Origin of the sequence: Pseudarthrobacter sp. fls2-241-R2A-168, from assembly GCF_030209335.1 — a bacterium.
Taxonomy (GTDB): domain Bacteria; phylum Actinomycetota; class Actinomycetes; order Actinomycetales; family Micrococcaceae; genus Arthrobacter.
The window spans coordinates 151,292-166,986 of sequence record NZ_JARVSG010000013.1; the positions used below are offsets into that span (position 1 = coordinate 151,292).

Below are 15,695 nucleotides of genomic sequence, written 5' to 3' on the forward strand. Positions count from 1 at the left end.
CATGACCGCAGCAACTGCCCCGCACAGCGTCCGCGCCCTCATCGCCCCGGACAAGTTCAAAGGCAGCCTTACCGCCGCCGAAGTGGCCGACGCCCTGGCCGCCGGACTCCGCTCGGCTGCTTTCCCCGGCGCCGGTTCTACGGCCGGGACCGTCCACTGCGAGCTCCTTCCGCTGGCGGACGGAGGTGACGGCAGTGTTGACGCCGCCGTCGCCTCCGGTTTCGGCCGCCATAGCTGCACGGTGTCCGGGCCAATGGGCCGGCCTGTCCAGGCGAGCATCGCGTTCGACGGCGCCACGGCGGTTGTGGAGGTGGCGAACACCTGCGGGCTGGGGCTGCTGCCCGGCGGAAAGCTCGAACCGATGGAAGCGTCAAGCCGCGGTTTCGGCGAGGCGGTCCTGGTTGCCGTCAGCCTCAACCCGGCCCGGATCATCCTAGCCCTGGGCGGCAGCGCCAGCACCGACGGCGGGATGGGAATGCTTACCGCCCTCGGCTTCCGCTTCCGTGATGCCGCCGGGCGTCAGCTGCAGGGCAGCGGACGGGACTTGGGCCAGATCCACACCGTAGAGCCGACGGCGCTTCCGGAACTCCGCGAAACCGAACTGATCGTTGCGAGCGACGTCCACAATCCGCTCGGCGGACCGCACGGCGCACCCGCGGTGTTCGGGCCGCAGAAGGGCGCCACGGCTGCGGACGTGGCCGCGCTCGATGCCGGCCTGGCGAATTTCGTGGCGAAGATGTCCGAGTCAGGGTTCGACGACGCCGCGGCGCTGGCCGAGAACGAGGGTGCCGGCAGCGCGGGCGGCATTGGCTATGCATGCCTGCTGCTGGGGGCGCGGCAGGTGTCGGGCGCAGACTACTTCCTGGACCTGCTGGACTTCGACACCCGCAAGGACGGCTGCGACGTGGTGATCACGGGCGAGGGAAGCATCGATGAGCAGACGCTCGCGGGGAAGCTGCCCGCCGCCGTCGCCCGCCGGTCCGGGGACCGGCCGATCATTGCCGTCGCCGGCCGCTCACTCCTTCCGCGGGAGCGCTGGTCCGAAATGTCGCTTGCCCGCGTTTATACGCTGGCGGAGTACACGGACCGGGACTCGTCCAAGGATGCCGAACTCTCGGCCGCGCTGTTGCACCGGATAGGGCGGGACATCGGCGAAAGCCTGCAGGTTCCCGCTGTCAGTCCCGGAGCCTAGACTTTTCGGCATGAGTGAAAACCAGGAAACCATCGGCAGCTCCACACCGGAACCGGATGCAGGCTTGAACCGGGACCCTGAGGATTGGGGAACCGGCGATGAGCCCATGACAGCGGCGCAGCGCAGCTACCTCGACAGGCTGGCGCGCGAAGCAGGGGAAGAACTGCCCGCTGATCTCAGCAAGGCGGAAGCGTCCAAGCACATTGACCGGCTGCAGCAGCGCAGCGGAAGAGTGTCAGGCGGCGGCGAAGAGAAGTAACGCCGCTACGGACGAAGGCGCCCCAGGCGGCCTACCAGGCCTGGTGTTCCTGGGTGAGGCCGAAGGGAACAGATTCGCTCAGCGCCACCGTGAACTTGTCCACGCCGTGCCGGGTGACCAGGATGCCGTGCCGCTTCTCGGCCAGCGCGTGGGCTTTGGCAGCGGTGACGGCGGCGTCTAGCTCGCTGTCCATGCTCTGGCGGTCGGCAACGGTGAGGGTCAGTGGGAAGTTCATGGTCTAGCCTTAGTGTGTTGGGGGTAGGGGTTCATATCTAACACCTGCGCTCCCCAAGGCTGCAGACGAAGTTGGGCACCTTTGTGCCCAGTTCATGATGCCCGAGTAATGGATCACCAGCAACTTGAAAAATCAAGTAATAAGTCGTCGCAGGTCAGCAGCATGACGGCTCGGGCCTGGTCCGGCAAATTACGGGGCCAAAGCACCGTGAATTAGAGTTGGACAGGAGTGGAAGCTGTTTCCGGACGGCTCCGATGCCCCTGAACCAGCCATGCGGCAGAACCCAAGCCACCAGCACAACACCATACCTGTGCCACGACCTGACAAGGATCCCGCCATTTCCACGGACGCTTTCTTCGGCAATCTCACCCGGATCCGCAACGTCATCCTTCCCGCACCCGCCCGGAACCGGCTGAACACCGGCCGCGGACTGCTGGGCGGCTTCATCGTGGTGCACCTGGTCTTCCTGGTCTTCGCCGCTTCCCTCTCGCTGCGCGGCGAAGCCTTCAGCGATACGTTCATCTACCGGGACTGGGCCATGGCAGGCTTCGACGACGCCAACCTCACCGGCGGCCCCAGCCCCTGGGTGTACCCCATCCTCGCGCTGATCCCCATGGCCATCGCCGGCATCGCGGGACCCGGACCGTTCTTCTTCCTCTGGGTCCTGATGACCACCCTGCTCAACGGCTGGGCACTGCTGAAGCTGACCAACCGCGGCCGTGACCAGAACGCCATCCCCGCCGGCTGGTGGTGGCTCGCGTTCACCTTCCTCATGGGCTGGCTCGGCTTCGCCCGCGTGGACGGCCTCACCGCACCGCTGGTCCTGGTGGCCCTCGCCTACGGTGTGGGCCGGCCCTTCATCGCCTCCATCCTGCTGGCCGTCGGCACCTGGGTGAAGGTCTGGCCGGCGGCCATCATGCTGGCCCTGTTCGCCGTGGTGCGGAACCGGATCCTGGTGGTGCTTGCCGGAATCACGACGACGGCGGGCGTCATTGCGCTGGCAGCAGCAGTCGGCAGCGTTCCCAAGCTGTTGAATTTCCTCACCCAGCAGGGCGACCGGGGCATGCAGCTCGAGGCCACCTTCACCACGCCCTGGCTCTGGCTGTCCGTCCTTAACGTGCGCGGCTCGCGGATGTACATGAACACGGACATCAACTCCATGCAGGTGGACGGTCCCGGCACTGCGCTGATGTCCGTCCTGATGCAGCCCCTCCTGGTCCTGGCCGCGCTGCTGGTGGCCGGCCTGACATTCTGGGCGCTCCACAACGGAAAAACCAGCGGCGGCGTGGACCGCACCGAGCTTCTCCTGGCCGGCGCCCTGACCCTCGCCACCGCGTTTGTGGTCTTTAACAAGGTGGGCTCCCCGCAGTTCATGGTGTGGCTGGCCCCTGCGGTCGCCGTCGGGCTGGCCCACAGCTGGCGGGAATGGCGGGTGCCGGCCGCCATGCTGATTGTCATCGCCGTGGCCACGTACTTCATCTACCCGCTGTTCTACGACGCCCTCAGCCACAACAACCCGTGGATGGCGCTGGTGCTGACCATCCGCAACGTCCTGCTGGTGGTGTTGTTCATCTGGAGCGTCCGGCGCCTCTACCTGCTGGGCAAGAAGACGCCCGCAGCCGCTCCCGCGCTCAAGGAGTCCTAAGATTTCCACGAAGTTCTTTGACCGGCTGGTGACCGTCCGCACCAAAGTCCTCCCCGCCACGGTGGTGGACTGGTTCGCCCGCCCGTCCAGCGTGTGGTGGGGCTTCGCCGTCGTCCATCTCTACTTCCTGGGCTGGATGGCGTCCTTTTTCCTCAACGGCGATACCTTCAGCGACACCGAGCAGTACCGCCAGTGGGCCCAGGACGGCTACAACCCGCAGGACCTGGACGGAAAGATCAGCCCGTGGGTGTACCCGGTGCTGGCACAGCTCCCCATCTTCCTCGCGAACATCGCAGGGCCCGGCCTGTACCTGCTCGTCTGGTTCCTGATCATCACGGCCCTCAACGCCGTCGGACTTGCCTTCCTCACGCGCGGACCGCGGAAGGTCAGCGGCATCGCGCCGGCCTGGTGGTGGCTGTTCTTCACCGTGTTTATGGGCTACCTCAGCTTCGCGCGGGTGGAAGGCATCACCGCTCCCATTGTGCTGATCGCGCTGCTCTATGCCGCCCAGCGGCCGGTGGTGGCAGGTGTCCTGCTCAGCATCGCCACGTGGATCAAGGTATGGCCCGCGGCGGTGCTGGTGCCCATCGTCATTGCGAGCCGGAAGCGCATCCAGGTGGTCCTCGCCGGCGCCGCGGTGACCGCCGCGGTGGCGCTGGGAACCTGGCTGTCCGGCGGGCTAAGGCACATCCTGGATTTCCTCCTGAACCAGGGCGAGCGGGGCATGCAGCTGGAGGCCACCTTCTCCACACCATGGGTGTGGCTGAGCGTCTTCAAGATCGCGGGTTCGAAGATGGCGGACAACACGGCCATCAACTCCACCGAGGTCTACGGCCCGGGGGCCGGCGCGGCAGCCTTCCTGATGCAGCCCCTGCTGATCCTCGCCGCGGTGGGAGCCGCGGTCCTGCTGGTCCGTGCACTGAACCGCGGGGCGGAGCGGGAGGAACTGTTCCTTGAGGGTTCGCTCATGATGGTCACCGCCTTCATCGTGTTCAACAAGGTGGGCTCCCCGCAGTTCATCATCTGGCTGGCGCCGGTGATCATTGCCGGCCTGGCGCACGACTGGAACAGGTGGAAGGTCCCGGCGGCCCTGCTGATGGGGATCGCGATGACCACCTTCGTGATCTACCCGCTGTTCTACACCCCGCTCATCCACGCCCACCCGGTGATGGCCGCGATCCTCACTGCGCGCAACGTGCTCCTGGTGGTGCTGCTGTGGTGGTCCGTAAAGCGGACGGCGGAACTGGGCCGGAAGCCTGCCGCGGTGCCTGCGGGCGCTTAGCGGCTCCGCGAGGCCTGGTACCTTTCCCACCGGTCCAGGCTCCAGGTCCAGCCCCGTTTGGCAAGGTCCCAGGGCTTGGCCTCGATGAGCAGTTTGCGTGTATGCACGTCGAGGAATAGAAGGTAGAACGTAAATGCCAGGGCGGTAATGAATGCCAGCGACGACGCGTCGATGGGCAGTTCCACAAAGGACCACACCGAGAGCTGGTCCTGCGCCCCGAACACCACAAAGAACGTGACGGCCACGTAGAAGGACCTGATCTGCCAGTCGTCCCGGATCCCGGTGACGGCCAGGAACGGGATGAACCAGAGGATGTACCAGGGCTGGATGATGGGTGAGAGCATCACCACGGCGGTGAATGCCAGGGCCATCCGCCGCACCGCACGCGAGTAGTCCCCGCGGAACATCAGCAGCAGGACCAGCCCGACCGCGGCATACTTCATGCCCGTCCGCAGCAGGGTGGCGAAAGTGCCGCCGGGCAGCCCCAGCACGTTGGCCAGGAACTCCACCTGCTGGCCCAGGAAGCCCGACGGTGAGTAGCCGGTGTAGCCGGGGGTCGGGTCCATGATCGCCCAGGTCCAGCCCAGTCCAAGGTTGTACGGAATCCCGCTGACGGCCAGAATGCCGAGGCTGATGCCCGCCGTCGCGCCCCAGATCAGGAACTTCCGCGGCCAGGACGCGGAGGGGCCGGCCCACATCACGCCGATGAACGGCAGCAGGAGCACGGTGATGGGCTTGATGCCGATGGACGCGGTGACCAGGAGAATGCCCAGCAGGTAGCGGCGCGTGGCAGCGAAGTAGACGCCGGCGACGGCGAGTCCCACCATCAAAGCGTCGTTGTGGGCGCTGGCGATGAAGCTGATCAGGAACAGGGGGTTGGCTACGGCGATCCAGAGGGCGCGCGCCCCGTTAATGCCGTGCAGTTCCGCAAGTTTGGGCACGTAGATCACGCAGAGCAGGACGCCCACGCCGGCCAGGAGGCGGAAGAGCAGCACCGATGCGTCGGGCTGGGCTCCGGTCAGTCCGACGACGGCGCGCGCCAGCCACAGGAAGTAGGGGCCGTAAGGGGTCCTGTTTTCGGCCCAGGCCGGATCGGCGCCGAGCGCAAACCAGTTGTTGAGGGTGGAAATGCCCACCTGGTACGGGTTCTGGCCTTCCATCACCAGCCTGCCCTGGCCGGTGTAGGCGTAGACGTCACGGGAGAAGACCGGCACGCAGAAGAGCAGCGGCAGGGACCAGGCGGAGATGGCAATGACCACGGACCGCAACGAGGAAGCGCCCCACTCGGCAAGGCGCTGCCCCAGCCGGAGCCACGAACGCATCAGCACCATGGCCCCCACCGTGAGCAGCACCGTCGACACTGTGACGCCCCAGCCCTCGGTGCGCAGTGCGATGACGATGGGCTGGCGGATCATGGGCGAGCCGTTGGCGATCCAGCCGGTGCCGATCGAGCCCACGAACATCATCAGGGCGCCGAGGAATCCTTCAATGGTTGCTACATAGACCCGGCGCTTCACGGGCGCGGCCGCGGCAGTGGCCGGCGGGCCAGGCTGGCTTTCCGACGTCCCGAGGTGTGCACCGCCTGCCGTCATGTGTGTTGGTCCCCTACTTCGTTACGGCGCTGGCTGCACCAGCGAAAAGGCCGCCCTGCAACCTGGCCATTTTATCAGCCGCGGTTCCGCCTGCTCCCGGATGACGTCCCCCTCTCACGTCCGGGTAATCTTGAACCTGCAGCCAAAAGTCACCGGCGCATCCCTTTGCACTCCGGCTCCCTCCCATGACGGGGCTGGACCGCGCGCAACGTGGCGTGCAGCGATCCCCCCAACCGCTCTTTTCCACAAGAGCCAAGCCCCTGGAGCCGCTCCTTGGCTGTCGCCGACCGCCCCCGCCCTCTGCGGCAACCGATCACGGTTCGCACGGCCCTCCGCTCACCGCGGCAACTTTCCCGCGAAGTCCTCGCCGGGATGGTCACCACCCTGGCCTTGGTCCCGGAAGTGATTTCATTCTCGATCGTGGCCGGGGTTGATCCCATGGTCAGTCTTGTGGCCTCCATCGTCCTGGCCCTGGCCATGTCGGTCCTTGGCGGCCGCCCGGGGATGGTGACCGCCGCAGCAGGCTCCGTCGCCCTCGTGATCGCCCCGCTCGTGCATGAGCACGGTGTCCAGTATGTTTTGCCGGCGGTGCTTATCGGCGGTGTGATCCAGGTGGTCTTTGGCTTGGCCGGGCTTGCGCGCCTGATGCGGTTCATCCCGCGATCGGTGATGATCGGGTTCGTCAACGCCCTGGGTGTGCTGATCTTCATGGCACAGGTGCCCCACGTACTCAACGTCGCCTGGCCGGCCTACGCCCTGTTCGCCCTGACGTTCGCGATCATCTTCATCCTTCCGCGGTTCACCAAGGTGGTCCCGTCGCCGCTGGTGGCCATCGTCGTCGTCACGGCGATTGTCATCGTCGCCGGCCTCGCCATACCAAACGTTTCGGACGAGGGCCCGCTGACCGGCCGGATGCCCGGCATCACCCCTTTCCAGGTTCCGCTGACCCTTGAGACCTTCCAACTGGTCTTGCCCACTGCACTGAGTGTGGCGTTCGTCGGCCTCATGGAAACCCTCCTCACGGCGAAACTCGTCGATGACATCACCGAGACGCCCTCGCACAAAAGCCGCGAGTCGTGGGCCTTGGGCGTTTCGAACATCCTTGCCGGCTTCTACGGCGGCATTGCCGGGTGCGCGATGATCGGCCAGACCGTGCTCAATGTGAAAACCGGCCAGGCGCGTACCCGGATCTCGACCTTCGTGGCGGGGCTGTTCCTGCTGGCGCTTGTGACTGGCCTCAGCTCCGTCATGGGCCAGATCCCCATGGTCGCCCTCGCAGCGGTCATGATGGTGGTCGCTGTCACCACGGTGGACTGGCACAGCGTCAAACCCTCCACGCTGAAGCGGATGCCCATCCCGGAGACCCTGGTCATGGTGGTCACGGTGGCCGTTGTGGTCCTCACCGGAAACCTGGCTTACGGCGTCCTTGTCGGCGTCGTCCTGGCGATGGTCCTGTTCGCCCGCCGGGTGGCCCACGTCATCAGCGTGGAACGGACCGTGGCCGGAGACAGCGGAAGCGTCCACTACGACGTGGTGGGGCCGCTGTTCTTCGGAAGCAGCAATGACCTCGTGGAGCAGTTCGCCTATGCCGACGATCCCGCCCGGGTCACTATCGACCTGAGCCGTGCCCAAATCTGGGACGCCTCAACGGTGGCCGCCCTCGACTCCATCGAAACGAAATACAGCGCCCACGGGGCCACCGTGGCCATCCAGGGGCTTGATGAGCGCAGCGCCGGCTTCCACCGCCGCCTCACGGGGCACTTGGGGGCCTGACCGGCCGCCTGTACCCGCCACGGGGGCGGGGCGGCAAGATGCAGCCCCGCCCCTTGCCGGCACACCTCAGGAGAAGCGCCCGGGCCGGAAGGTGGCCAGCATGGGGTGCTTTTTGCCGGTCAGGATTTCGCCGGCCAGCAGTTCGCCGGCAATAAGCCCCAGTGTGGCCCCGGAGTGCGTAAAGGCAACGAAGCATCCGGGTACCTGTCCCAGCTCGCCCAGGACCGGTTCGCCATCGCCGGGAATCGGCTTGTAGCCCATCTTCCAGGACGCAGGCTTGAGCTCGGGATTGCCGGCGATGAGCTTTGAGGCTTCGTCGGCCAGTTCCTGCACTACACCGTCCGGGATGCTGAAGGAACCGTCGGCGTGCTCGGTGATGTGTTCCTCATACCAGTCGTGGTCCAGCGCGAAGGTGCCGCCCGGGTTGGGCCGCACGGCGGCGCGCGGGGTGTTCATCACCGCTGCCACGCTGCGCTGCACCTGCTTGGTCACCACCAGCATGGACACTGGAGAGCCGTTCGGGATGTGCACTCCCAGGGGTCCGACGACGGCGGGCGTCGCTGCGCCGCAGGCCACCAGTACGGCGTCGGCCGGGTACGTCCCGCCCGACGAGGTTTCCACGCCCGAGGTGCGGCCGCCCTCCACCATAACGGAGGCCTTGCCGGCGTTGAGGACCAGTTCCCCGCCCCTGGCGTGGAATTCCTCCATCAGGAAGTCGATCAGGTCCGGCAGGCTGACCCACCCTTCGCCGGGATTGAAGATGGCGTTCTCCGGCACCGCGTCCGGATCGATGCCCGGGGTAACGGACGGGATTTCGCCTGGAGCAACCAGCTTGGAGTCATAGCCGATGGATTTTTCGAAGGCGTGCCTGGCCTCGGTGGCTTCGCGCTGCCCCGCGGCGTTCCACATCAGGCCGCCGCCGAACTGCAGCCATTCCCGGCTGGGGTCCGCGGCGAAAAGCGTGCGGTAGCGGTCCACGCCGGCCACGCGCAGCTGGTGGTAGGGGGTGGACCGTTCGCCGGCGGAGTTCAGCCAGGAAAGTGAGCGCCCGCTGGCTTCGCTGGCGAGGCCGCGCTCAGTCAGCAGGATCACGGAGGCTCCTTCGCGGAGCAGGTGTACTGCGGTGGAGACGCCGAGGATGCCGCCGCCGATGACGGCGACGCGCTTGGTGGCAGTGCGCGGGGAGGCTGGAACAGAGGACATGGTGTCCCTTTCTGTGGAATTTATGGGAGCGGAAGACGCTTACCTGCGTCGCGGGGAAGAGTTCGGGACTTCAGGCCAGGGCGTGGATGCCTTCGATGACCTTCAGGACTTCAAGAGGTTCGGCTGGATCGACGGGAAGAGGCCCGTTTCCGCGCAGGGCGGCGGCCAGTTGGACATAGAACTGCGGGTAGGCGCCGCGTTCGGCAGGTACGGGAGCGGTTGCCCCGTCCACCCCCAGGAGCCCCCAATGCTCCTGGGGGTCCACGCCGTAGGCAGGGTCCGACGGCGGCATCCCGGCGGCGAGCGCGGGTTCCTGTCCGTCCAGGCCCCACTTGGTGTAGCCGGCCCGGGTGCCGAGGACGTGGAAGCGGGGCCCGGCCTGGGCGGCCATGCCGTTCATCCACAGCCGTGTGCGGGTACCGGAGGCGTGCAGCAGCGACACGAAGGCTTCGGTGTCCGCCGCGTCCGGATGCGGACCGCGGTTGGCCGTCTCGCCGTAGCTCGTTTCCACCGGGCCGAACAGCTGGATGGCCTGGTCGATCAGGTGGGCGCCGAGGTCATGCAGGATGCCGCCGCCCTCCGCCAGGGACACCGTGTCCCGCCAGTTGCCGAAGCCTTCGGGCCGCCACCATTCGAACCGCGACTCAAAGCTGGTGACCTCGCCCAGGCCTCCGGAGGCCAGCACTTTCTGCAAGGTGAGGAAGTCGGCATCCCACCGGCGGTTCTGGAACACCGTCAGCTGCACCCCGCCGTCGGACGCCCTGCTGATCAGTTCCTCGCCAAGCGCGGACGTGGGTACGAAAGGCTTGTCCACCACCACGTTCAGGCCGTGGGCGATGGCCGTTGCGGCCAGCCCGAAATGTGTGTGGGGCGGGGTGCCCAGGATGACCAGGTCCAGGTCCGCGGCCAGGGCGAACAGTTCCTCCGGGTTGGCAACAATCCGTGCCCGGGGGTAGAGGCGTGCCGCCTCCCCGGCGCGTTCCGTCTGCGCCGTGACGATGACGTCCAGCGAGAAGTCCGGGTTGGCCGCGAGGAGGGGCGCGTGGAATACCTTGCCGGAGATTCCGAAGCCGACGACGGCGGTCCTGATGGGTGCCTTGGCAACCGTGCGCATCAGAGCACCTCGGAGAGGAAGCGCTGCAGGCGTTCGCTGCGGGGGTTGTCGAAGAGTTGGGCGGGTGTTCCGGCTTCCACCACTTCGCCTTCGTCCATAAAAACCACCTGGTCGGCCACTTTGCGGGCGAAGCCCATCTCGTGGGTGACAACGAGCATGGTCATGCCGCGCCGGCCCAGGCCGGCCATAAGGTTCAGGACGCCTTTGACGAGTTCGGGGTCCAGGGCGCTGGTGGCCTCGTCGAAGAGCATCACTTCGGGTTCCATCGCCAGGGCACGTGCGATGGCAACGCGTTGCTGCTGGCCGCCGGAGAGGTCACGGGGGCGGTGGTCGGCGCGTTCGGCCAGCCCAACCTCGGCAAGCCGCTGGCGGGCGCGTTCCATGGCCTGGGCCTTAGGCATGCCTTTGACGCTCCAGAGAGCAAGGGCAACATTCTCTTCGGCGGTGTGGTCCGGGAAGAGGTTGAAGTGCTGGAACACCATGCCGATACGGGCCCGCAGCGTGTCCGGGTTGGCGGCCAGGGTGCTTTCCCCGGCCAGCAGCACGTTCCCGCTTTTGGGTTCGTGGAGCCGGTTGACGCCGCGCAGCAGGGTGGATTTACCGGATCCGGAAGGCCCGATGATGCAGGTGGTGGTGCCAGGGGCCACGGTGAGGCTGACGTTGCGCAGCACCTCGATGTCGCCGTAGGCCATGGTGAGGTTGCGCAGTTCCAGGCTGGATCCGTGGAAGGTCTCCGGGCCGGCGGCGCCGGGTCCGGCAGTGGTGGTGGATTGCATGTTCATGTGTTGCTCCCGGTGGTGAGCGGCGATGCCGCGTCGAGTTCCTTGACTTCCTTCAGGCCGCTGGTGGGCGGTGCGGGGCGGCGGCGTCCTGTCCGGAACTTGTTGTCGAAGTGGTTCACTAGGTGGGTCAGTGGAACGGTGATCACCAGGTAGAAGATCCCGGCTGCCACCAGGGGCGAAAGGTTGCCGGACAGGACAGCGGCATCCTGTCCCACCCGGAAGAGTTCGCGTTCACTGACCAGCAGGCCCAGGAAGTACACCAGGGAGGAGTCCTTGACGATGGCGATGAACTGGTTCACCAGGGCCGGAAGCACCCGGCGGACGCCCTGGGGCACCACCACCAGCGCCATGGACTTGGCGTAGCTCATGCCCAGGGCACGGCAGGCCTCTCCCTGGCCCTTATCCACGCTGAGGATGCCGGCGCGGAAGATCTCGCCGATGTAGGCGCTGGCGATCAGGCTCAGCGCGATGATGCCCAGCGGGTAGGGCGAAGGCCCAAAGACCGACTGGCTGAGCCGGGCGAAGCCCTGTCCGATCAGCAGGATGGTGAGGATGGCGGGCAGGCCGCGGAACAGGTCTGTGTAGATCCTGGCCGGAACCCGCAGCCATTTGGACGGTGAGATGCCCATGACGGCCACCACCATGCCCAGCACGGTACCAAGGACGGTGGCGGCAATGGAAATGATCAGCGTGTTCAGCAGGCCGACCGTCAGGAGTTGGGGCAGGACCTCGGCCATAGCGCCGAAGTCGAAGAAGGTACGGATGATGGTGTTGAACCAGTCCATGGTTGCTCTCAGACGTAGATATTAGGGAGGTGCCGGGCAGGCCGCGTGCGGCTGCCCGCCCGGTCAGGTGGATGGAGGCACGCTTGCGGGCCTACTTGCCCGGCGTCGGCGAAGCGGCCTGTTCAGCCTTGGGCAGGTACTGTTCGGGCATCGGGGAGCCCGGGAACCACTTCTGGTAGAGCTTTTTCCAGGTGCCGTCTTCCATGGCCGCGGCCAGGCCCTTGTTCAGGGCCTCCTTGAATGCCGGCTTGCCCTTCGCGACGGCGAAGCCGGCGGGCGCGTCGAAGGACGGGATGTCCGCGGCGCTGACCAGGCCGTGCTGTTCCTGGTAGGCCTTTGCAGCCTCGTAATCCAGGAAGTGGGCGTCCACCGTTCCGCTGTTCAGGGCTGCAACAGCGGTGTTGTTGTCCGGGAAGCGCACCAGGCTGGCCGAGGTGAAGTTCTTCACCGCAAATGCCTCCTGGAGGGTGCCCTGGACTACGCCGAGGCGTTTCCCGGCCAGGCCGTCAGCGCTGGTGATGCCTGATGTCTTGGTGGTGATGACCGTCAGGTAGCCGGCCAGGTAACCATCGGAGAAGTCCACCGTTTCCTTGCGCTTGTCCGTGATGCCGATCGCGGCCACGCCGGCGTCGAACTGCCCGTTGGCGACTGCTGCAAGGAGGCCAGAGAAGTCCTGGCCGGTGAAGACCACGTTGTCTACGCCGGCGCGGTGGGCCACGTCCTTGAAAAGCTCCACGTCGAAGCCGGTGAAATTGCCCGAGCCGTCAGCGAAGGTGTACGGCTTTGAATCGCCCAGGCTCGCCACCCTGATGGTGCCCGGCTGGATGAGTCCATACGGATTGTTTTCCGTGGTGGAGGCCGCCGAGGTCGAGCCGCAGCCGGAGAGCGCCAGGACGGCGGCCAGTGCTGCCGCGGCAATGCCGGCCGGCCGGAATGTCATTTTCTTCACAGCGTTGTCCAATCGTTGGTGGGAAGGCGGTGCTGTCAGGGCCGCCGAAGAAAGTCGCCGATGTTTCTTGTTGAGTCCGGTCTCACCGCTTAGGATTGAGACCGGACTCACATCGATGGATAGAAATGTAGCCGAAGTCACAGGGGCCGTCAACAGCCCTTCGAAAGGTGAAGATGAACGGTGAAGGAGCACGACGGCGGGACGTAACAGTTGCCGACGTCGCCAAGGCGGCCCAGGTCTCCAAAGCGCAGGCCGCACGCGCTTTGGGAAATTACGGAGCCGTCAGCGATGATGTCCGGGAACGGGTCCTCGCCGCGGCGGAGGCTCTTTCCTACCGCCCCAACGAACTCGCCCGCAGCATGAATACGGGCAAATCGCACACTATTGGCGTGGTGGTGGGTGACATTGAAAACCCGCACTTCGGCCTGGCTACCCGGGGCATTACGGATGCGGCGAAGAAAGCCGGCTACAACGTCATCCTGGTGAATACCGATGAGGACCGGGCAGCCGAAGTGGAGGCGGTGCGGGTCCTGCTGGACAAGCGGGTGGATGGCCTGATCGTCGCGCCGGCATCGTCAGTGGACACCGAACACCTCCGGCAGGTCCACCAATCCGGCCGCCCCCTGGTCTTCCTTGACCGCAGCGGCGGCACCCTGGACGTTGAGACGGTTGCCGTGGACATGGCGAAGATTTCCCTGCAGGCCACGCAATATCTGCTCGGTGCCGGCCACCGGAGGATCGCGTTCATTTCAACGCTGAGGACCGACTCTCCCTATCGGGCGGACATGGTGCTGGATTCGTCGCAGATCGCGGACCGCCTTGAGGGCATGCGGCAGGCATACCTGGCGGCCGGGCTGCCCTTTCCGGAGGATCTGGTCCGGTTGAATGCCGGCGACGCCGACTCCATCCGCAGCATCACCCGGGAGGTTCTCCGGGGTCCGGAGCAGGCAACTGCGGTGGTGGCGTCCGATGGCCTGATCGCCCTGAGCGTCGTGGAAGCGATCCAGGAGCTGGGACTGTCCATTCCGGCCGATGTTTCGTTCCTCATGTATGACGACTTTCCGTGGACACGGCTCACCAGCCCGCCTCTGACCGTGATCGCCCAACCGGTGTACAACATGGGGGCAGCCGCCGCGAAGGCCCTCATCCGGCAGATGGAAGGGCTCCCCCGGGCCGCACCGGCACAGTTCACGGCAACGCTGGTCCGGCGCGGGTCGGTTGGTACGGTCCGTGCGGCCGCGGCAGCACCAAAACTCGGACAACTCGCAGGGGAACCGGCCTGACTCCGGCCTTCCAAGGCATCGCCGCCGGTCCGCAGTACTAGCGCATCCTGTCGCTGCGGGCCGTTCGGTTCCTGCCCAGTGACTTGGCCATGTACAAGGCAGCATCCGCGGCGGCGATCAGGCCCTCCACGTCCCTGGTGCCGGCGTCGTACGTGGAAATCCCGTAACTCGCAGTGGGCATGTCCATCCCGTCCCCTGCCGGGGCCGCGGCCAGGCGCCGGCTGATCTCCTCGGCAATGTTTTCGGCCCGCTCCGCATTGGTTCCGGGAAGGAAGAGGACAAACTCTTCGCCCCCGTACCGCCCCACCAGGTCGGTGGACCGCACGGTGTCGGTGCAGGCATTGGCAAAGGACTGCAGGGCCAGGTCCCCGGCAGCATGGCCGTAGGTGTCGTTGACGGACTTGAAATGGTCCAGGTCGGCCAGGATCAGGGTGCCGGAGCCGCGCGTGGTGCTGCGGTCCGCCAACTGCTCGGCCGCCAGGTCCAGGAAGGCTTTCCGGTTGAGGAGCCCGGTGAGGTCGTCACGGGTGGCCACCACGCGCAGAGCCCTGGTCTGCTGTTCGCTGCTGAGCGCGGCCATGCTGAAGGAGACCACCACCAGCAGCACCATGGTCACCATGGTGGTAACGGCGGAACCGAAGACCGTAACGAAAGTCGGGCCGTTCTGCCCCTCCACCAGGAAAGCCAGCCAGCGAAGGAAATAGAAGACCGCGAGGCCGCCGGCCGCCACGGCCATGGGAATCCGGACGCGCGAATATCCCGGCTCCAGGCGCCACAGCTCGCGGGATGCAAGCCCGATGGTGAGGCACATGGCGCCCAGGAACACCGGGCCGCCGGACCAGGTGTTGGTGGCGGGGTTGTCCAGGACGGAGGCAACCAGCGTGACCAGCGGAATGCCGGTGAAAGCCCATTTGATGGGCGGGACCGTGCGCAGCGAGCGTGCGCCTGCCCAGACCGCCACGCCGCCGTGGACCAGCAGGACGTTTCCCGCCGGGTTGGCCCAGACCTGGTGCGGGGTGCCGTCCAGCAGGAAGCATGCGGATCCGGTGAGGAAGAAGATCAGGGCAAGGCACCACCAGCCGCTGTACGGCGAGCGCGTGATCCGGTATGCGGAGAAGTAGAAGAGGAACACCAGAACCAGGGCCATCAGGCCAAACGCGATTCTCAGGGTCGCGGTATCCAGAACCATGAGTGCGAAGTCCCCCCGAGTGCGGAAAAGCGTGCCGACCCCAAGTATGGCATCGGCCCGCGAACCTGTCAGGACAACCCCTGACGCACGCGCCGGGCCTAAAGTTGTCTAATAGCCCGCAGGACCATCCCGAAAGGCAGAACCGTGCTCCTTCTCTTCGGTTTCAAGACAGTACTGAAAGCCCTGCCCGGCAAGCCCGCAACGTGCCGGAACTGCGGATCCTTTGTGCACCATCACCTGGAGGAACGGGCCACCAAGTTCACGCTGTTCTTCATCCCGGTGTTCACCACCTCACGCTCCTACCGGATCACGTGCACCAACTGCGGCTTCGTCTCGAGCATCTCGGCCCGGCAGCGGCGGGCCCTGGAGCTGCAGCGCTAACGACCCCCATGGCGGATCCAGCAAGCCGCAG

15 protein-coding genes are annotated in these 15,695 nt (G+C 66.1%); 7 read left to right on the top strand and 8 right to left on the bottom strand.

Translation table 11 applies throughout. From position 1 onward, the window contains the following. The first annotated feature begins 1 nt into the window (after position 1). Together QRN11_RS09980 and QRN11_RS09985 are read left to right on the top strand one after the other, a co-directional pair. Complete coding sequence (locus QRN11_RS09980; RefSeq protein WP_285250846.1) at positions 2-1,192, top strand: glycerate kinase; 1,191 nt, start codon at positions 2-4, stop codon at positions 1,190-1,192. A 10-nt stretch (positions 1,193-1,202) separates the two neighbouring features. Further along, positions 1,203-1,451, top strand: a complete 249-nt coding sequence (locus QRN11_RS09985; RefSeq protein ID WP_285250847.1) for a DUF3072 domain-containing protein — start codon at positions 1,203-1,205, stop codon at positions 1,449-1,451. A gap of 31 nt (positions 1,452-1,482) precedes the next feature. On the opposite strand, the gene QRN11_RS09990 is transcribed toward QRN11_RS09985, so the two are convergent. Beyond that, complete coding sequence (locus QRN11_RS09990) at positions 1,483-1,686, bottom strand: hypothetical protein (RefSeq protein WP_091418988.1); 204 nt, start codon at positions 1,684-1,686, stop codon at positions 1,483-1,485. 310 nt (positions 1,687-1,996) lie between these two features. Here QRN11_RS09990 and QRN11_RS09995 point away from each other — a divergent pair, with 310 nt between their 5' ends. After that, positions 1,997-3,331, top strand: a complete 1,335-nt coding sequence (locus tag QRN11_RS09995; protein WP_285250848.1) for a glycosyltransferase family 87 protein — start codon at positions 1,997-1,999, stop codon at positions 3,329-3,331. A gap of 28 nt (positions 3,332-3,359) precedes the next feature. Further along, the gene (locus tag QRN11_RS10000) at positions 3,360-4,613 is read left to right on the top strand and encodes a glycosyltransferase 87 family protein (RefSeq protein ID WP_285250849.1); all 1,254 of its coding nucleotides are present in this window, start codon (positions 3,360-3,362) and stop codon (positions 4,611-4,613) included. On the opposite strand, the gene mptB is transcribed toward QRN11_RS10000, so the two are convergent. Continuing rightward, positions 4,610-6,205 (bottom strand): polyprenol phosphomannose-dependent alpha 1,6 mannosyltransferase MptB, encoded by a 1,596-nt coding sequence (gene mptB, locus QRN11_RS10005; protein ID WP_285250850.1) that lies wholly within the window; start codon positions 6,203-6,205, stop codon positions 4,610-4,612. The genes QRN11_RS10000 and mptB overlap by 4 nt on opposite strands. A gap of 273 nt (positions 6,206-6,478) precedes the next feature. Between mptB and QRN11_RS10010 the strand changes: the two genes are divergently transcribed. Then, positions 6,479-7,978, top strand: coding sequence for a SulP family inorganic anion transporter (locus QRN11_RS10010; RefSeq protein ID WP_285250851.1), 1,500 nt, complete (start codon positions 6,479-6,481; stop codon positions 7,976-7,978). A 66-nt stretch (positions 7,979-8,044) separates the two neighbouring features. Here QRN11_RS10010 and QRN11_RS10015 read toward each other — a convergent pair whose 3' ends face one another. The 5 genes from QRN11_RS10015 to QRN11_RS10035 form a co-directional block, all read right to left on the bottom strand. Further along, a complete protein-coding gene (locus tag QRN11_RS10015; RefSeq protein ID WP_285250852.1) occupies positions 8,045-9,181 on the bottom strand; it encodes an NAD(P)/FAD-dependent oxidoreductase in 1,137 nt (378 codons plus the stop codon). Between the two features lie 70 nt (positions 9,182-9,251). Further along, positions 9,252-10,295 (bottom strand): Gfo/Idh/MocA family protein, encoded by a 1,044-nt coding sequence (locus QRN11_RS10020; protein ID WP_285250853.1) that lies wholly within the window; start codon positions 10,293-10,295, stop codon positions 9,252-9,254. Continuing rightward, the gene (locus QRN11_RS10025) at positions 10,295-11,077 is read right to left on the bottom strand and encodes an amino acid ABC transporter ATP-binding protein (RefSeq protein ID WP_502935024.1); all 783 of its coding nucleotides are present in this window, start codon (positions 11,075-11,077) and stop codon (positions 10,295-10,297) included. The genes QRN11_RS10020 and QRN11_RS10025 overlap by 1 nt, the downstream gene beginning before the upstream one ends. Then, positions 11,074-11,862 (bottom strand): amino acid ABC transporter permease, encoded by a 789-nt coding sequence (locus QRN11_RS10030; RefSeq protein ID WP_091418976.1) that lies wholly within the window; start codon positions 11,860-11,862, stop codon positions 11,074-11,076. The genes QRN11_RS10025 and QRN11_RS10030 overlap by 4 nt, the downstream gene beginning before the upstream one ends. Before the next feature lie 91 nt (positions 11,863-11,953). After that, complete coding sequence (locus QRN11_RS10035; protein WP_502686287.1) at positions 11,954-12,802, bottom strand: ABC transporter substrate-binding protein; 849 nt, start codon at positions 12,800-12,802, stop codon at positions 11,954-11,956. Between the two features lie 182 nt (positions 12,803-12,984). Between QRN11_RS10035 and QRN11_RS10040 the strand changes: the two genes are divergently transcribed. Beyond that, positions 12,985-14,094 carry a LacI family DNA-binding transcriptional regulator gene (locus QRN11_RS10040; RefSeq protein ID WP_285250854.1) on the top strand — a complete coding sequence of 370 codons (1,110 nt, stop codon included), beginning with the start codon at positions 12,985-12,987 and terminating at the stop codon, positions 14,092-14,094. A 37-nt stretch (positions 14,095-14,131) separates the two neighbouring features. Here the strand turns inward: QRN11_RS10040 and QRN11_RS10045 are convergent, their stop codons facing one another. Continuing rightward, positions 14,132-15,283 carry a GGDEF domain-containing protein gene (locus tag QRN11_RS10045; RefSeq protein ID WP_285250855.1) on the bottom strand — a complete coding sequence of 384 codons (1,152 nt, stop codon included), beginning with the start codon at positions 15,281-15,283 and terminating at the stop codon, positions 14,132-14,134. 144 nt (positions 15,284-15,427) lie between these two features. Between QRN11_RS10045 and QRN11_RS10050 the strand changes: the two genes are divergently transcribed. Continuing rightward, complete coding sequence (locus QRN11_RS10050) at positions 15,428-15,664, top strand: zinc-ribbon domain-containing protein (protein WP_091418971.1); 237 nt, start codon at positions 15,428-15,430, stop codon at positions 15,662-15,664. Positions 15,665-15,695 lie beyond the last annotated feature (31 nt).

Bases quoted from the DNA above. Each gene is read 5' to 3' on its own strand.
- QRN11_RS09980 (WP_285250846.1), top strand. From the start codon at position 2: ATGACCGCAGCAACTGCCCCGCACAGCGTCCGCGCCCTCATCGCCCCG.
- QRN11_RS10035 (WP_502686287.1), bottom strand. From the start codon at position 12,802: ATGACATTCCGGCCGGCCGGCATTGCCGCGGCAGCACTGGCCGCCGTC.
- mptB (WP_285250850.1), bottom strand. From the start codon at position 6,205: ATGACGGCAGGCGGTGCACACCTCGGGACGTCGGAAAGCCAGCCTGGC.
- QRN11_RS10020 (WP_285250853.1), bottom strand. From the start codon at position 10,295: ATGCGCACGGTTGCCAAGGCACCCATCAGGACCGCCGTCGTCGGCTTC.
- QRN11_RS10030 (WP_091418976.1), bottom strand. From the start codon at position 11,862: ATGGACTGGTTCAACACCATCATCCGTACCTTCTTCGACTTCGGCGCT.
- QRN11_RS09985 (WP_285250847.1), top strand. From the start codon at position 1,203: ATGAGTGAAAACCAGGAAACCATCGGCAGCTCCACACCGGAACCGGAT.
- QRN11_RS09990 (WP_091418988.1), bottom strand. From the start codon at position 1,686: ATGAACTTCCCACTGACCCTCACCGTTGCCGACCGCCAGAGCATGGAC.
- QRN11_RS10025 (WP_502935024.1), bottom strand. From the start codon at position 11,077: ATGAACATGCAATCCACCACCACTGCCGGACCCGGCGCCGCCGGCCCG.
- QRN11_RS10045 (WP_285250855.1), bottom strand. From the start codon at position 15,283: ATGGTTCTGGATACCGCGACCCTGAGAATCGCGTTTGGCCTGATGGCC.
- QRN11_RS10040 (WP_285250854.1), top strand. From the start codon at position 12,985: ATGAACGGTGAAGGAGCACGACGGCGGGACGTAACAGTTGCCGACGTC.
- QRN11_RS10015 (WP_285250852.1), bottom strand. From the start codon at position 9,181: ATGTCCTCTGTTCCAGCCTCCCCGCGCACTGCCACCAAGCGCGTCGCC.